The 16,232-nt window shown below is 37.1% G+C and carries 14 protein-coding genes; 4 read left to right on the forward strand and 10 right to left on the reverse strand.

Annotated features, from left to right (window positions below; translation table 11 throughout):
* Positions 1–22: 22 nt before the first annotated feature.
* From cydB to GTK57_RS12490, 6 genes are all read right to left on the reverse strand, one after another.
* Positions 23–1,168 carry a cytochrome d ubiquinol oxidase subunit II gene (gene cydB / locus GTK57_RS12465; protein ID WP_152873081.1) on the reverse strand — a complete coding sequence of 382 codons (1,146 nt, stop codon included), beginning with the start codon at positions 1,166–1,168 and terminating at the stop codon, positions 23–25.
* Positions 1,165–2,751, reverse strand: a complete 1,587-nt coding sequence (locus GTK57_RS12470) for a cytochrome ubiquinol oxidase subunit I (RefSeq protein WP_152873083.1) — start codon at positions 2,749–2,751, stop codon at positions 1,165–1,167. Before GTK57_RS12470 ends, cydB begins: the two co-directional genes overlap by 4 nt.
* Entirely contained in the window at positions 2,751–2,942 is a 192-nt protein-coding gene (cydP, locus tag GTK57_RS12475) for a cytochrome oxidase putative small subunit CydP (RefSeq protein ID WP_152873085.1), read from the reverse strand. Before cydP ends, GTK57_RS12470 begins: the two co-directional genes overlap by 1 nt.
* A 552-nt stretch (positions 2,943–3,494) precedes the next feature.
* Positions 3,495–4,097, reverse strand: a complete 603-nt coding sequence (locus GTK57_RS12480; protein ID WP_152873087.1) for an OB-fold-containig protein — start codon at positions 4,095–4,097, stop codon at positions 3,495–3,497.
* 19 nt (positions 4,098–4,116) lie between these two features.
* Positions 4,117–4,428 carry a Rieske (2Fe-2S) protein gene (locus GTK57_RS12485; RefSeq protein ID WP_171500224.1) on the reverse strand — a complete coding sequence of 104 codons (312 nt, stop codon included), beginning with the start codon at positions 4,426–4,428 and terminating at the stop codon, positions 4,117–4,119.
* Between the two features lie 15 nt (positions 4,429–4,443).
* Entirely contained in the window at positions 4,444–5,448 is a 1,005-nt protein-coding gene (locus GTK57_RS12490) for an adenosine kinase (protein ID WP_152873091.1), read from the reverse strand.
* Positions 5,449–5,582: 134 nt separating this feature from the next.
* On the opposite strand from GTK57_RS12490, the gene GTK57_RS12495 reads away from it, so the two are divergent.
* The 3 genes from GTK57_RS12495 to GTK57_RS12505 all read left to right on the forward strand — a co-directional run bounded on the left by GTK57_RS12495 (position 5,583) and on the right by GTK57_RS12505 (position 10,337).
* On the forward strand, positions 5,583–6,032 hold the full coding sequence (locus GTK57_RS12495; protein ID WP_152873093.1) for a GNAT family N-acetyltransferase: 450 nt from the start codon (positions 5,583–5,585) through the stop codon (positions 6,030–6,032).
* A 221-nt stretch (positions 6,033–6,253) separates the two neighbouring features.
* Positions 6,254–9,193 carry an insulinase family protein gene (locus GTK57_RS12500; protein WP_152873095.1) on the forward strand — a complete coding sequence of 980 codons (2,940 nt, stop codon included), beginning with the start codon at positions 6,254–6,256 and terminating at the stop codon, positions 9,191–9,193.
* 64 nt (positions 9,194–9,257) lie between these two features.
* The gene (locus GTK57_RS12505; protein ID WP_228720340.1) at positions 9,258–10,337 is read left to right on the forward strand and encodes a phospholipase A; all 1,080 of its coding nucleotides are present in this window, start codon (positions 9,258–9,260) and stop codon (positions 10,335–10,337) included.
* Between the two features lie 69 nt (positions 10,338–10,406).
* On the opposite strand, the gene GTK57_RS12510 is transcribed toward GTK57_RS12505, so the two are convergent.
* The 4 genes from GTK57_RS12510 to GTK57_RS12525 form a co-directional block, all read right to left on the reverse strand.
* The gene (locus GTK57_RS12510) at positions 10,407–11,747 is read right to left on the reverse strand and encodes a TrkH family potassium uptake protein (protein WP_163123875.1); all 1,341 of its coding nucleotides are present in this window, start codon (positions 11,745–11,747) and stop codon (positions 10,407–10,409) included.
* A 10-nt stretch (positions 11,748–11,757) separates the two neighbouring features.
* Positions 11,758–12,414 carry a potassium channel family protein gene (locus GTK57_RS12515; RefSeq protein WP_152873101.1) on the reverse strand — a complete coding sequence of 219 codons (657 nt, stop codon included), beginning with the start codon at positions 12,412–12,414 and terminating at the stop codon, positions 11,758–11,760.
* Between the two features lie 167 nt (positions 12,415–12,581).
* Positions 12,582–13,496 carry an alpha/beta fold hydrolase gene (locus GTK57_RS12520; RefSeq protein ID WP_152873103.1) on the reverse strand — a complete coding sequence of 305 codons (915 nt, stop codon included), beginning with the start codon at positions 13,494–13,496 and terminating at the stop codon, positions 12,582–12,584.
* A gap of 24 nt (positions 13,497–13,520) precedes the next feature.
* Positions 13,521–14,060, reverse strand: a complete 540-nt coding sequence (locus GTK57_RS12525) for a PadR family transcriptional regulator (RefSeq protein WP_152873105.1) — start codon at positions 14,058–14,060, stop codon at positions 13,521–13,523.
* A gap of 136 nt (positions 14,061–14,196) precedes the next feature.
* Between GTK57_RS12525 and GTK57_RS12530 the strand changes: the two genes are divergently transcribed.
* A complete protein-coding gene (locus GTK57_RS12530) occupies positions 14,197–16,221 on the forward strand; it encodes an NADPH-dependent 2,4-dienoyl-CoA reductase (RefSeq protein WP_152873107.1) in 2,025 nt (674 codons plus the stop codon).
* Positions 16,222–16,232 lie beyond the last annotated feature (11 nt).

Genomic DNA, 16,232 nt, shown 5'->3' on the forward strand with positions numbered 1-16,232 from the left:
ATTTCTTCTCCTAAACATAGCCTTAGTACAGGCTATGCGTATTGTCTTGAACGTGTTTGTTTGTAATAACGCCCCACATTTTGTAGTAGCACCAAGTTGTGTAGATCAGAATCAATGGCACAAAAATGCATGCTGAAACTGTCATCACAGTGAGTGTATTTTTACTTGATACGGCATCCCACATTGTTAAGCTTACAGTTGGGTTAATGCTTGATGGCATTAGGAATGGGAATAATGCAAAACCAGCGGTTAAGATTGTACCAATCACAGCAAGACTTGTACCCAAGAAGCTTAAACCAGCTTTTGCTTTACCAGCAGCAGGAATCACAATTAATGCACCTAAAATGGCAAGAACAGGAGCAATAATAGTAATAGGATAAGTACTGTAGTTATTCATCCAACCAGGGTTTGCATTTGTAAGAACTTCTTTAGCTAGTGGGTTCGCAACACCATTTGTATCAAAAGGTTGAACAAGCGTGTAACCTTGGATATTGCCAAAGTATAACCATGCGCCTGCGCCTAAGAAGCAAACTAAGAAGACAATACCCATAATTTGAGTTGCTTTTGCAGAACGTGCACGTAAATCACCATCTGTACGAAGCATTAACCATGCACCGCCATGTGCACACAGCATAGATAAACTTACGATACCGCAAACAAGCGCAAATGGGTTAAGGAGGGCAAAGAAGCTACCTGTATATGTAGAACGTACAGTTTCATCTAATGTGAACGGTACGCCTAAGAACATATTACCAAATGCAACACCAAATACGAGTGCAGGAACAGCACCACCTACAGCTAAACCCCAATCCCAAGACGTACGCCATTGAGTATTTTCAAGTTTAGATCGGTAGTCGAATCCGACGGGTCGCAAGAACAGGGCAAACAGAACCAGTAACAGCGCCCAATACATGCCAGAGAATGCTGTTGCATAAACCATTGGCCATGCAGCAAATAATGCACCACCTGCTGTAATGAACCAAACTTGGTTACCGTCCCAGTGTGGGGCAATGGTATTAATTGCCGCACGACGTTCATTATCTGTTTTACCTACGAATGGCATAAGTGCCATCGAGCCCATATCGAAACCATCTGTAAGTGCGAAACCAATCAGTAAAACACCGACCAATACCCACCAGATTATTTTGAGTAGTTCATATTCGATCATGCTTGAGACTCCTCTTTTGCCTTTTGTTCAGCTTCAAGTTTTTCAAAATGGTATTTACCAGTGTGAAGCGAACTTGGCCCTAGGCGAGAGAATTTAATCATTAAGTACATTTCAATGATAAGTAGAACAGTGTAGAACGATGCTAATGCGATGATTGAACCCCAAACATCACCTGTGCTCAATGAAGATGCAGATAAGTGTGTAGGAAGAACTTCACCAATTGTCCACGGTTGACGACCAACTTCTGCAACATACCAACCTGTTTGCGCAGCAATCCAAGGAAGTGGTAAAGAGAATAGGGCGAATTTTAATAACCATGGTTTGTTTTCAGCATTACGTTTAGCGACAGCGAACGTTGCGAAAGCAAATAACACGAGCATTAGGAAACCTGAAGCAACCATTGCACGGAATGACCAGAATAAGCTTGGTACGTGCGGAATAGTGTCTTTTGCAGCAGATTTAATTTGTTCTTCAGAAGCATCTACAACATTTGATGTGTATTTTTTAAGAAGTAAGCCATAGCCTAAATCTTTTTGAGATTCAGCAAATGCAGTTTTTAGCTCTTCAGATTGATCACCTGCACGTAATTTTTCAAGTTGTGAATAAGCAACCATACCATTACGGATACGAACTTCGTGTTGAGCAATCAGATCTTTAATACCAGTAACTTGCGTATCTGTAGAACGTGTCGCGATAATCCCCATGACATATGGAATTTTCACAGCGTAATCTGTTGTCATTGTTTCTTTATTCGGGAAACCAAATAAAGTAAATGCAGCTGGAGCAGGTTCGGTTTCCCATTCTGCTTCAATGGCAGCAAGTTTAGTTTTTTGTACATCGCCAATTTCGTAACCCGATTCATCACCAAGTAAAATGACAGAAAATGTAGATGCTAAACCAAAGATTGCAGCAATTGCGAAAGAACGACGAGCAAATGGTAGATCGCGTTTTTTCAATAGATAGTAGCTTGAAATGGCAAGTACGAAAATTGCACCCGTCACATAACCTGCTGAGACTGTGTGTACAAATTTAACCTGAGCAACAGGGTTAAAGATAAGTGCACCGAAGTCCATCATCTCCATACGCATAGTTTCATAGTTGAATGCTGAGCCGACTGGGTTTTGCATCCAACCATTTGCAACTAAGATCCATAGAGCAGACATGTTCGAGCCTAGCGCTACAAGCCAAGTTACTGCTAAATGTTGTCCTTTAGATAGGCGATCCCATCCAAAGAAGAATAGGCCAATGAATGTAGATTCGAGGAAGAAGGCCATTAAACCTTCAATGGCAAGTGGAGCACCAAAAATATCACCTACATAATGTGAGTAATATGCCCAGTTTGTTCCGAACTGGAACTCCATAGTTAAACCAGTAGTTACCCCAAGCGCGAAGTTAATACCGAATAGTTTGCCCCAAAACTTAGTCATGTCTTTGTAAATTTCTTTACCTGAAATCACATACGTGGTTTCCATAATGGCAAGAATAAATGCAAGACCTAAAGTCAGTGGAACAAAAATAAAGTGATACATCGCAGTCATGGCAAACTGGAACCGCGATAAATCGACCACGCTTTCAGAAATCATCAACGTGTCTCCTTAGATTGGGATGTGCTGCCAGCAATACGCTCGGCAACTTGATTGTCAAAATTTTTAGGGATAGTTGGGGCGTCAAACCAAATATTTTTGATGATGAGTAAAATAACAATCTTAATAATTAATATGATTGCTATTTCTCGAGTGATTCTTTTATTCAGATTTTTGGGGACTAAGCTCATTTTACTAAGTCTTAAAATTAAACAATATTTATATTATTAAACATTTGATATGTAAAATAAATAGACTGAACGGTATAAATAAAAATAATTTATTATTATCAATATAAACAATAACTTATAAACACACTGTTTTTTATTATACTAATTTTTTTTATTAATTAAATCCGAGTATTTTGGTTGAATTAATATATTTAAAACCAACTAAAATGCTTTGATAATAAATTATTTAATATTATGTTGATTTAAAGCAAACCAAATTGGTTGGTTTTAAGTGTAAACTAAAATTGCAAGTTTTAAATATATGTGACTTGGTCTATATTTTAATACTTCTATATGATGTCAATTTACTAGGCAGTGTGGTGTGTTAGCATTTTTTAAGGAGAAAAAGTGTTGAAAAATTCATTGTCTTATTTTTTTGATTTTTATGTATGAGATTTGGCTGAAATTTTAGAAAAATAAAACTGATGATAAATCAAAATTTCAATAGATTTGTTGCATGAGGCGAGTTTCTAGAAACTAAAGGATTCTAAACGAATTGCCTCATTGAATGACTTATTTGAATAAGTCTTTAGACTTCGAGATTTTCTGAGCAATGTAGTGAGATTGTTTTTTTCTCACAATAATAATTTGAGTCTGAAACTCGAGCTCACCAAATTCTGGCTCTACTTGTACATAGTGAAGTTGTCCAAATTGATCTCGAACACGCGCTTGGGCAGAAGAGCCTGGGCGTGCATGTCCGCTTGAAATGGTGGCTAATCGACCAATTAAGCTAATATTTTGTTTAAGTGTTTTAGGTTTAATGACTTGGTCTAAGCAGTGAATCATAAATACAGTAAAAAATACTGCAATAATTAAAGCAGGTAGAATAATGTAATAAGATGGCACAAATGAATGATGTTTAGCGAAAATAAAGAACTGAATGAAATAGCCAGCAACGCTGAAATTTAATAATAGAAAGATGAAAATAAGCAGTTTGGAAAATTTAACATTGATTAAGGGGGAGTCTGTCAGGCGTTTAGGGAAAAGGTGGTTGAATAGGTTGCTGGGCTTAATATGAATATAATAACCAATAGTTTCCGCCATACTCAGCACAATTAAGATGGTTAAGCTTAAATGGAAAGGAAATAAGTCAACATCTGTTAAGAATGCATGCATGGCGAAAACCTATAAAAAATTATTCTTCGGTTAAGTAAATACCACCGTCAGAATGTACTGAAATTCCTACTTTTTCAAGTGATTCGCCTTGGCATGGCCCAGAAATACACTCACCTGTTTCCACAACAAATAAAGCCCCATGGCTAGAACATTCAATATATTCTTGATCACGGTCTAAAAACTGATTTTCAAGAAACTCAAGTTCGACTTGTAAATGCGGACATAAGTTTTGATAGGCATAAAATGCACCATCACGTTGAGTCACAAAAATAGTATTTCCATCAGAGAGTTCAAAAGAACGTGCCTCACGTTCTGGAACTTCTTCCATCATGCAAATTCGATTCATTTAAGCAGATTCCTGATTAAAGCCATTAAGTAGGTCAGCATATTGGTTTACAGCAAGGCGAGGACCAAATTGAGAAACCACTTGGCTCGACATTAATATTGCAATTTCTGCTGCTGTTTTTTCATTTAATCCAGCATTTAAAGCATACAAGAATGATCCTGAAAATGCATCGCCAGCACCATTGGTATCTACGGCTACGACTTTACGTCCTGCAACTGTAAATGTTTCTTGTGCAGTTGAAATAAGTGCGCCATTTGCACCCAATGTAATGACAATGGACTGACTAAGTAATTTTAATTTAGCTAATGCTGCATCAATGTTGTCAGTTTCTGTATACATTAAAGCTTCTTGTTCATTACAGAATAGTAAATCTACACCATCATCAAGGAGTTCATCTAGGCCTTGGCGGGCATATTGAACCATTGCGGGATCGGATAAAGTTAAAGCAATTTTTACGCCATTTGCCTTGGCAATTTCACGTGCTTGTTTTACGGCTAAACGTGCAGAATCACTTGTAGATAAATAACCTTCAAGATATAACCATTTTGCAGTGTTTAATGGTGTAAAGTCGATTTGGGCATCTGTAAGCTCGGCAGTAATACCAAGGTAAGTATGCATTGTACGTTCAGAATCTTCGCTGACCAGTACCATGCAAGTCCCTGTAACACCCTCACTGATTGATTTTGTAGAGGTTAAGATGCCTGCGTCATTTAAGCCATTTAGATAAATTGAGCCAAGATCATCATTACCAACGCGGCAAGCATAAAAAGCTGAACCGCCTAATGCGCTAAAAGCAACTGTTGTATTTGCAGCAGAACCACCAGAAGCTTGACCTTTATAGCTTTGAGTTTTGAGTAAGTTGTTGTATAAATTTGCTTGTGTTTCACCATCTGTTAATTGCATGGTGCCTTTTTGCAAGTTTTGTTGAATAAGGAAGTCATCAGAGACTTTAAATTCTTGGTCAATTAACGCATTACCAATTGCAAAAAGATCAACAGTTGCCATGTTCTTCAGTCACGTAAAAATTTAGAATGATGAGTTTACACCAATGCTCAAAATAGCAATAGATTCATGAATAAAATTCAACATTTAATGGGTGTGTTGGTATACATATTTGTATGACGGTTAAGGGAATTAATATGACAATAGATGTGAAAGAAGTTAAGGAACTACCAGAAGAAATTTCTAAGCTAGCGCAACAAGCAAACAAAGAGGGGTTTGAGTTTGTTGTGCGAATGATTGAAGAGTTTGAGAGTGGAAAAAATAGATTTGATAAGCCGAACGAGTTTCTGCTTATGGCTTATGATGATGGTCAACTAATTGCATGTGGTGGCTTAAACTTGCAATGGAATGACCAAGATGTTGAGACGCGTATTGGGCGTGTACGTCGTTTTTATGTTTTACCCCAATATCGTAAACATGGTGTAGGTAAGCAATTACTGCAATATTTAGAGAAAAAGGCAATTTCTAATTTTTCTGCATTGTGTCTAAACACAGATACAAAATCTGGTGAAAAATTTTACCAAAAAATGAATTATGTATTTGTGGAAAATCATCCAAACTATAATTATTTTAAGTATTTGATATAGTTTTTATAGCATTACGGGTTGTGTGCTCGTAATGCTTTTTGATGGTTAAATTTATAAACGAAACGTTATGATTTCATCACGTTTAATCTGAATAATTGTGTCTTTTAGAATACTTATTCTAATACGCACTAAAAAACTAGGAATACAGAGATTGTGACATTTCCAAGGCTTTTTTAAGGTATAATCGCCACACTTAAAAAAGCATTAAATTTGGAGATCACATGACTGTAGATGTCACTGAAACTATTTCTCAAACTGTTCATCCAGCGTTTCAGTTGGTACGTCAACACCATGTTGAAGCCTTAGACATATTAGTATGCGAATATAAACATAAAGTGACGGGTGCAGTGCATTATCACTTAGCAACCAATCACGATGAAAACGTGTTTTTAGTTGCCTTTCGCACACAGCCTATGGATTCAAAAGGCGAAGCGCATATTTTAGAACATACAGCACTTTGTGGTTCAGAAAAGTTTCCTGTACGCGACCCATTCTTTTTAATGATTCGTCGTTCACTTAATACCTTTATGAATGCATTTACGTCTGCCGATTGGACAGCGTATCCATTTGCGACACAGAATAAAAAAGATTTTCAAAACTTACTTTCAGTGTATTTAGATGCAACTTTTGCCGCAAATTTAAATCCTTTAGATTTTGCACAAGAAGGTATTCGCATTGAACTTGAAAATGGTGAGCCTGTTTATAAAGGCGTAGTATTTAATGAAATGAAAGGTGCGATGAGTTCGCCATCAGATCAGCTATATCATCAATTAGCACATCATTTATTCCCTGAAACCACGTATCACTACAATTCAGGTGGCGATCCTAAAGATATTCCAGATTTAACTTACGATGAGTTAGTTGATTTCTATAAATCACATTACCATCCAAGTAATGCTGTATTTATGACTTTTGGTAATGAGCCTGCATATAAGCTTCAAGAGCAATTCGAAACTTTAGCTTTGGCAAAATTCGATAAAGGTCAGACGCTAGAATCTAAGCCTGAAACACGTTTGACTGCGCCTGTTGAAGTTACAGAAACTTATGCGGTAGATGCTGAAGATTTAAATGATAAGACTTATCACATTATTTCTTGGCTATTGCCACAAGCAAGCGATATTAAAATTCGTTTAGGTATGCGTCTTGTAGAAGGGATTTTACTTGAAGATTCCGCATCGCCATTACGTCATTATTTAGAAACGTGCGGATACGCACAATCTACAGGTCCAATTATGGGTGTAGATGATTCTAATTATGAAATGACATTCTTCTGTGGCGTTCAAGGTTCTAATCCTGAACATGCTGAAGAATTTAAAAATGGCGTATTCAATATTTTAGAAGATGTGGCGTCTAAACCTGTTGACTCACAAATGGTAGATGCAATTTTGCATCAAATTGAATTACATCAACGTGAAATTAATGGCGATGGTATGCCTTATGGTTTAAGCCTGATTTTAAATGGTTTAAGCAGTGCAATTCATCATACAGACCCCGTCGATGTTTGGGATGTAGATACAGCAATTGCCAATGTGAAAGAAGAATTGAAAGACCCAATGTGGTTATCAAACTTAATTAAAGAACATTTAATTGATAATCCACATCGTGTGCAAATGACTTTAGTGCCAGATGCAACAAAATCTGCAAAAGAAGCGGAAGAAGAAAAAGCGCGTTTAGCTGCAATTGGTGCAAAACTTACAGAAGCTGAAAAAGCAGAAATTATTGCGCAAACTGAAGCTTTAAAAGTTCGTCAAGATACACCAGATGATTTGAACTTATTGCCAAAAGTTGGCTTGGAAGATGTGCCCGCTGAAATTCAAATTGTGCAAGGTCAACTTCGTGAAATTATTTCGAATCAAACCGATACGCCTTTAAATTTATACCATGCAGGCACTAATGGTATTTATTACAATCAAGTACTAATTCAAATTCCAGATGACATCGTAAAATCTCCTTACTTTAGTTTATTGTCTATTTTGATGGGTGAAGTGGGCGCAGGTGAATACGATTATCTAGAGTTGCAACAACTGCAAACTGCTGTAAGTGGTGGCATTGGTATGGGTGCATCTTTACGTTCAAAAGTGGACGATAAAGGTAAAATTACGGCATGGTTAACCCTTACGACTAAATCATTGGTCAATAATTTTGAAGCAATTCGTTTGTTAAAAGTTGCTTTTGAACAATTACGTTTCGATGAAAAAGATCGCATTATTGAGCTTTTACAACAACGTAAAACGCGTTGGTCTTCACGTCTTTCTGGTTCTGGTCATAGTTATGCAATGCAAATCGCAGGTCGTAACCACAGTGCCTTAGCGTTGCGTGATTACAATACAACAGGTTTAGGTGCTTTAAATTGGTTAGGTGAATTGGTTAGCAATATTGAAAAAGATGATGCTGCTTATGATCAACTGATTCAAGAATTAAAAGTCATTCATAATCGTTTATTGAAAGCACCAAAACAGTTCTTATTGGTCTGTGAAGAGCATCAGTCAGATCGTTTAATTGAAGAAGTTCAAAATGTTTGGGATAAGTTGTCAATTCCAAATATTGATGCTGAACTGACTCAAGTTTCTTTTGAAAATAGCGATAAAGATGAAGCTTGGCTCATTCAAGCCAATGTTCAGTTCTGTTCATCTGCTTACGCAGCTGTAGAAGTTTCACATCCCGATGCTGCGCCTTTAATGATTTTGGCTGCTTATTTACGTAACGGTTTCTTGCATAGTGCTATTCGTGAAAAAGGTGGTGCTTATGGTGGTGGAGCAAGCTATGACGGCAATGCATGTTCTTTCCGTTTTTATAGCTATCGTGATCCACGATTAGTTGAAACATTCCAAGACTTTGAAGCAAGTGTAGATTGGTTGTTTAATGCTGAACAATTACCGCATCAATTAGAAGAAGCCATTTTGGGTTTAATTGCAGGCATGGATAAACCAGGTTCACCTGCTGGTGAAGCGATTACAGCATGTTATTCATTATTGCATGCACGTACACCTGCGTTTAGAGCATTGTTGCGTGAACGCTTATTGGCTGTAAATTTAGATGACTTGAAGCGTGTTGCTGATGTATATTTGCGCAATAAAAAGCCAACTAAAGCTGTTGTAGCACCTGTAGCTAAACGTGAGCAATTACAACAACTTGGTTTCGATATTAAGCAAGTTAATTAATTTTTTCGGGGAAGTTTAAATGGCGTTTCAACATAAACCAATTTTATTGAGTTTAAGCACAGCTATGTTTGGTGCTGGGTGTATCGAGCAACTTCATGCGGCTAATGCAGTTTCACCTGCAAGTGCAGATGCATGTGTGGCATTACAATCGAATCCAGAGCGACTGGCTTGTTATGACGCGCTATTTAAAGCTCCAACATCAGAAACATCTTCTTTGGTTTCGGAGCGTGAAGCAGCACGTTCTATTTCAACTGAAACCGAAAGTTTTAAAGAAAAAATTAAAAATAATGTAGTTGCTGTTGATGCACCAAAATTTGATCCAAATACATCTTTACTTGATAGTCGTTGGGAGCTTTCACCCGAAAGTAAACTTGGCACATGGCAAGTTCGAGCGTACAAACCTGTTTATGTTTTACCTGCATTTTGGACATCTAAAAAAAATGAACAACCTGTAAGTAAAAATCCTCAAAATGTAGTTGCTTCTGATGAAATCGTGCCGCTAGATTCAATGGAAATGAAATATCAACTTTCATTGAAAACCAAGGCCTTTGAGAATATTTTTGGCGATAACGGTGATTTATGGTTGGGCTATACGCAATCATCTCGTTGGCAAATGTACAATGCGGATGAATCTCGTCCATTTCGTGAAACCAATTACGAGCCTGAAGCAAGCTTAATGTTCCGTACCAATTACGAAATGTTTGGTTTAAATGGTCGTTTATTGGGAGTGACATTTAATCATCAATCGAATGGTCGCTCAGATCCTTGGTCACGTAGTTGGAATCGTGTCATCTTCAATGTAGGTTTTGAACGTGAAAATTTTGCGTTGATGATTCGTCCTTGGTATCGCATTGAGGAGAATGCAAAAGATGATAATAATCCAGATATTGAAGACTATATTGGTCGTGGTGATTTAACTGCATTTTACCGTTATAAAGAGCAAGATTTTACCTTGATGTTACGTCATAGCTTAAAAGGTGGTGATGACTCACGTGGTGCTGCTCAGTTCGATTGGAACTTCCCAATTAGTGGTCGTTTACGTGGTAAGTTTCAATTATTCCATGGCTATGGTGAAAGCTTAATTGATTATAATCATAAAGCCACTTATGTCGGTTTGGGTGTATCTTTACTCGATTGGTTCTAAGTTTTAGTTTCAAAAAAAAGCCACTTTTAAAAGTGGCTTTTTTATGTCTAATTGATGACTTAGAAAAGATTAACCAATTTGTATGTCTGTTTGGGGATGTTTAATGCGACTTTTCTTAGGTGTAGCAATTAAATATGCCAAGGTTAAAGGTCCTAAACGCCCTGCGAACATAAGTAACATCAAAATAAACAAGCTTGCGGGTTGTAATTGACCTGTAATACCACGCGATAAACCAACGGTACAGGCAGCGGAAACAGCTTCAAATAGTAAATCTAAAAAGTGATGATTGGGTTCTAAAAGCAATAAGCTAAACAATCCAATAAAGATCAAAATACCTGTAATTGAAACAACAGCAAGTGCTTTAAATGAGGTTGCTTTGGCAACAGAATGGTTAAATATACGCAGTTCTTCAGAGCGTCTTAAAAAGGTGATGACGCTTAAAACCACAATAATAAATGTGCCAACTTTAATACCACCTGCGGTACTTAAAGAACCACCACCAATAAACATAAGTACCATGGTGACTAATGTTGAAGCATCTCTCATATTGCTGAGTTCTAAACTACTGAAGCCCGAAGAGCGAGGAACTGTGGCATGGAACCAAGCATTTAAAGCCTGATCACCCATACTCATAGGTGCTAAGGTGAGCGGGTTATTTGCTTCTATTGCCCATAAAATGATAAATGCTGCTAAATTTAAACCTGCAATGGTTGAAATAATCAGTTTGCTATTGGCTGAAAGCTTTTTCCAGCGTTTGGCACGCCTAATATCCATCAGTACCACAAAGCCAATACCGCCAATAATGTAGAGCATACTAATGGTAAAGGTAATAAAATACTTGTCGTGGAAGCTCATTAAGCTATTGGGAAATAAAGAGAATCCACCATTATTAAATGCCGAAACACTATAGAACGCGGCATAGAAAAAAGCTTTTGCAAAATCGTAATCTTGCATCCATGCAATGGTTAAAATAACAGTGCCAATTGCTTCAAAAAATAAGGAATAAAGTAAGACACCTTTTATGGTGAAAGAGACTTTGGTTAAACTGGTTTGTCCAATAGTATCTTGAGCCATGACTTGCTGTTTTAAACCAATTTTAGGTGACAAACTTAATGCAGCCAATATGGCAAAGGTCATAAAGCCTAAACCGCCACATTGAATGAGCAACATAATCACGACTTTACCAAAGGCCGTATACGCTTCGCCTACGTTGACCACAGACAGACCTGTAATGGTCACGGCTGATGTGGCTGTAAATAGAGCATTAAACCAAGACAAATCACCATGATTTGAAAATGGTAATTTTAATAGTAGTGTTCCGATAATAATAAAACTAAGGAAACCAAGTGCTAATAAACTTGGTGGGCTTAAATTAACGCTATTATTATTTTTGTTGCGAAGCTGCTTCATAGCGATGTTCCTATTTCGCAGTGAAGTGTTTAGATAAGCGACGCAAAGGCTCTAAAGCACCTTCAATCACTAAAATATCACCCTCTTGTAAAACTAAATTAGGATCGATGATATAGCTAATTTCTTGTTCACGTTTATGCAAAATGGCACGAACTTCGGGTACATGATCCATCACATGATGAAAACGAGTTCCTTTTAAATTTTCGGTAATATCGACTTTTACTAAGTAATGATCATCATTTAATGCCATATAACGGCTAACCATCGGATAACTCAAAGATTGTGCAATACGAACGCCCATATCTTCTTCGGGATGAATAATTTTACAAATCCCTAAGTGAGTCAAAATCATGTGATGCGCTTTAGACTTAGCTTTTACCCAAATTTTTTCTACACCCAAATTTTTAAGATGCAAAACACACAAAATACTGGCTTCGATATCTTCACCAATGGCAACAACAACAGCATCACATTGCGTGATATTAAGTTCATCTAAAACATGTTCATCGGTTGCATCGGCAATCACAGAATGTGTTAGTACATCAGAAATATTTTCTACATACTTTTTTTCAATATCAATGCCAATCACATCATGTTTTAAACCGACTAGCTCTGTTGCAACAGTTGCACCAAAACTACCCAATCCAATGACTGCAAACTGCGCCATAGTTTTTCCTTAAATCAAATGTTTTGTGATGTTTAAATCGCCATGAATTTTAGCGTGTTTATTTTGCTTGCTATAGGTGAAACATGTTAATTCAGTATGTTGTTTTATATATGCTGAGATGAAAAATATATCGAATTAATACAGATCTTGATAGTGATATTTAAAAATCATGGTGAAGATCGATTTGTTAAAAATAGATGTAATGCTCGTGTGAATTTTATTGGTTCATTGATAAGTGGAGTATGTCCAGATTTTTTAAAGATGACTTGATGTGAATTCGCCACACTTTTCGCAATGATCTTTTGCCCTTGAATGGGGTATAACGTCGATTTTTCACCACTAAAAAAGGTGGTTGGGCAATTTAGCTGTGAAATTGTCTGACGATAATCTTCCTTATGATACAAGTAGTTATCGATATACCACTTTAAATAATCGAGGCGATGAATCGGTAAAACATATTTTTGCAGTTTTGGTTGCTTTTCTGCCAGTTTGAATAGAAATGGACTAATTTTATTGCTCGATTGAAAGGCAATAAACTCAGCCCATATTTTGACTAATTTATTCCGACTTTTTTCACTTAAATCTTCAATAAAAACTGTTGTGGAATGCTGATTTAGAAAAGTAGAAATTTTCTTTAATAATAATTTAAATTGCTGATGTTCTTGACCAAACAGACCATATTGCCATGAATCATCTACTGTGATTTTAGGTGTTTGATCGATATGTAAATAACTGCGTAAATGTTCTGAAAGATTGCCATATTGCATGCCGTGCATTGCCGTTGTTGCACCCATAGAATAGCCAATCAATTGAAAATCTTTAAGCTGCATTTTGTCGATAAGTGTACTTAAATCTTGCCAATGACTTGAAATGGCATCGAGTTGGGGAATTGCACATTGGCTTGAGCGTCCAAAACCACGCCAATCTGGAATAATAAAATGAAATTGATTTTTTAAAGCATAAAGAAACGGTAGCCACTGCCAACTTTGCATACCTAAACCAGAAAGCACTAAAACAGGTTGACCTTGCCCAAATTCACGAACATATAATTTTTCATTATCTTGCATGGTGTAATAAGGCATAAGATTGTCCTAATATTTGTGTGATTAATCATTGAACTTTTTAAGTTCAGGAATAACTTCTTCTAGCCACTCAATCCAACCAATTTCTAAATTTATACCCAATTGTAAAATCATTTTATGGATGTAAAGCGTGCGGCTTTGTACATCTTTATCATCAAAATCTTTAGCGAAAATTTGCTGATAAGTCTGTAATTTTTCTTTGTGTAGAATTAAATGTTGTTCAAGTTCAGGTAAAACGGTATTTCCACCTAATTGTGCTTCTGCACGTAGGCGCACCATCAATTCTTCACGTAATTGAGCGGGTTCGCTATGTTTGACCATCCAATGTGCCAGTTCGGTTCGACCTAATAACTCAACTTGATAGGTTTTTGTGCGACCAGCATAGTCAGAATCCTCAAGGGTTGAAATCCAACCTTTTTGTAGCATTGCATTTAATTCGCGGTATATTTGTTGATGCGTTGCATTCCAAAAGAAGCCCATTGATCGGTCAAATCGTCTTGCTAGCTCAATACCTGTACTTGGTTTTTCTAATAAGCTGGTCAGTAACACATGCGCTAAAGACATAAAGGTACATCATGTAATTTTTAATGGGTTTTATTATGCAACATGTTGCATAAAAATCAAATCTCGAATATAAAAGTATGCAACAAGTTGCATTAAACATAAAAATAGCCAGCACAAAGCTCGCCAAGGAGTATGTATGTCGAATTTTCCAAATTTATTAGCACCCTTAGATTTAGGTTTTACATCACTTAAAAACCGTGTGTTGATGGGTTCTATGCATGTGGGCTTAGAAGAAGCACCTGGTGGATACGACCGTATGGCGGCATTTTATGCAGAACGAGCAAAAGGTGGTGTGGCTTTAATTGTGACGGGAGGAATTTCCCCAAATGATGCAGGTGTTACATTCGCAGGCGGATCAAAACTCGATACCACAGCAGAAGCAGAAAAACATAAGGTTATTACGCAAGCGGTGCATGACGCGGGCGGTAAAATTGCCATGCAAATTTTGCATACTGGTCGCTATTCATATCAAGCTGAAAACGTTGCACCATCTGCAATGCAAGCACCTATTAATCCAACGAAACCACATGCTTTAACTTCAGCAGAAGTGAACCAAACCATTGCAGATTTTGTGAATTGTGCAAAATTGGCACAATATGCGGGTTATGATGGTGTGGAAATTATGGGGTCGGAAGGCTATTTAATTAACGAATTCATTGCTGCACGTACCAATCATCGTGATGATGAGTGGGGTGGATCTTATGAAAATCGGATTCGTTTTCCTATTGAAATTGTAAAAAGAACACGTGAAGAAGTTGGTGAAAACTTTATTATTATTTATCGACTTTCAATGTTGGATTTGGTGGAAGGTGGTTCTACTTTTGACGAAGTGGTTAAGCTTGCAAAAGAAATAGAAAAAGCAGGTGCAACGATTATCAATACAGGCATTGGATGGCATGAAGCACGTATTCCAACTATTGCAACAAAAGTTCCTCGTGCTGCATTTACCTGGGTTACTGAAAAGCTTAAAGGACAAGTCAAAGTTCCACTGATTACATCTAACCGTATTAATACGCCTGAAATGGCTGAACATGTATTGGCTTCGGGGCATGCAGATATGGTGTCTATGGCACGTCCAATGCTTGCAGATCCATTTTTTGTAGAAAAAGCAGAACAAGGACGTAGTGATGAAATTAATACTTGTATTGGTTGTAACCAGGCTTGTTTAGATCATATTTTTTCAATGAAAGTTGCATCTTGTTTGGTTAATCCACGTGCGTGTTATGAAACTGAACTTATTTTTAAAGATGTTTCTGTGGCTAAGAATATTGCGGTTGTTGGGGCAGGACCTGCAGGTTTGAGTTTTGCAATTTATGCCGCAGACCGTGGGCATAAAGTCACAATTTTAGAAGCGTCTAATCAAATTGGTGGGCAGTTTAATATTGCGAAAATGGTTCCGGGAAAAGAAGAATTCTATGAAACATTGCGTTATTTCAAACGCAAAATAGAATTACAACCGAATATTAAATTAAAGCTTAATCATCTTGCGACTTACGATGAACTAGCAAACTCAAATTATGATGAAATTGTGGTTGCGACAGGGGTAACACCACGCAAGCTCAATATTGAAGGGATCGATAACGCTAAAGTTCTTTCTTATATTGATGTATTGAAACATAAGAAAGATGTAGGTCAACGTGTTGCTGTTATTGGTGCAGGCGGTATTGGTTTTGATACAGCGGAGTATCTTTCTCATGAGGGAGATAGTGGTAGCTTAAATCCTGAAAAATTCTATGATGAATGGGGAATTGATACTTCTTATGAACATATTGGTGGCTTAAAACAGGCAAAAGTTGAAGAATCACCACGTGAAGTTTATTTATTGCAACGTAAAGCGAGTTCGGTGGGTGGTGGATTAGGAAAAACCACAGGTTGGATTCATCGCACAGGTTTAAAACACCGTGATGTCAAAATGATTGCAGGTGCAAGTTACGACAAAATTGATGATCAAGGTTTACACATTACGGTAAATGATCATCCAACTATTTTAGATGTCGACAATATTGTGATTTGTGCAGGACAAGAATCTTATACTGCAATGTATGAACAACTTGAAAGTTTGGGTAAAAATGTTCACTTGATTGGTGGTGCAAAAGAGGCGGGTGAACTTGATGCCAAACGTGCTATTCGTCAAGGTGCAGAATTGGCTGCAACAATTTAAAAGTAAATAGA

The sequence above is a fragment of the Acinetobacter portensis genome, assembly GCF_010646905.1.
Taxonomy (GTDB): Bacteria; Pseudomonadota; Gammaproteobacteria; order Pseudomonadales; family Moraxellaceae; genus Acinetobacter; species Acinetobacter portensis.

Excerpts from the sequence above, each read along its gene's own strand:
- cydB (WP_152873081.1), bottom strand. The coding sequence starts at position 1,168 with ATGATCGAATATGAACTACTCAAAATAATCTGGTGGGTATTGGTCGGT.
- GTK57_RS12470 (WP_152873083.1), bottom strand. The coding sequence starts at position 2,751 with ATGATTTCTGAAAGCGTGGTCGATTTATCGCGGTTCCAGTTTGCCATG.
- cydP (WP_152873085.1), bottom strand. The coding sequence starts at position 2,942 with ATGAGCTTAGTCCCCAAAAATCTGAATAAAAGAATCACTCGAGAAATA.
- GTK57_RS12480 (WP_152873087.1), bottom strand. The coding sequence starts at position 4,097 with ATGCATGCATTCTTAACAGATGTTGACTTATTTCCTTTCCATTTAAGC.
- GTK57_RS12485 (WP_171500224.1), bottom strand. The coding sequence starts at position 4,428 with ATGATGGAAGAAGTTCCAGAACGTGAGGCACGTTCTTTTGAACTCTCT.
- GTK57_RS12490 (WP_152873091.1), bottom strand. The coding sequence starts at position 5,448 with ATGGCAACTGTTGATCTTTTTGCAATTGGTAATGCGTTAATTGACCAA.
- GTK57_RS12495 (WP_152873093.1), top strand. The coding sequence starts at position 5,583 with ATGACAATAGATGTGAAAGAAGTTAAGGAACTACCAGAAGAAATTTCT.
- GTK57_RS12500 (WP_152873095.1), top strand. The coding sequence starts at position 6,254 with ATGACTGTAGATGTCACTGAAACTATTTCTCAAACTGTTCATCCAGCG.
- GTK57_RS12505 (WP_228720340.1), top strand. The coding sequence starts at position 9,258 with ATGTTTGGTGCTGGGTGTATCGAGCAACTTCATGCGGCTAATGCAGTT.
- GTK57_RS12510 (WP_163123875.1), bottom strand. The coding sequence starts at position 11,747 with ATGAAGCAGCTTCGCAACAAAAATAATAATAGCGTTAATTTAAGCCCA.
- GTK57_RS12515 (WP_152873101.1), bottom strand. The coding sequence starts at position 12,414 with ATGGCGCAGTTTGCAGTCATTGGATTGGGTAGTTTTGGTGCAACTGTT.
- GTK57_RS12520 (WP_152873103.1), bottom strand. The coding sequence starts at position 13,496 with ATGCCTTATTACACCATGCAAGATAATGAAAAATTATATGTTCGTGAA.
- GTK57_RS12525 (WP_152873105.1), bottom strand. The coding sequence starts at position 14,060 with ATGTCTTTAGCGCATGTGTTACTGACCAGCTTATTAGAAAAACCAAGT.
- GTK57_RS12530 (WP_152873107.1), top strand. The coding sequence starts at position 14,197 with ATGTCGAATTTTCCAAATTTATTAGCACCCTTAGATTTAGGTTTTACA.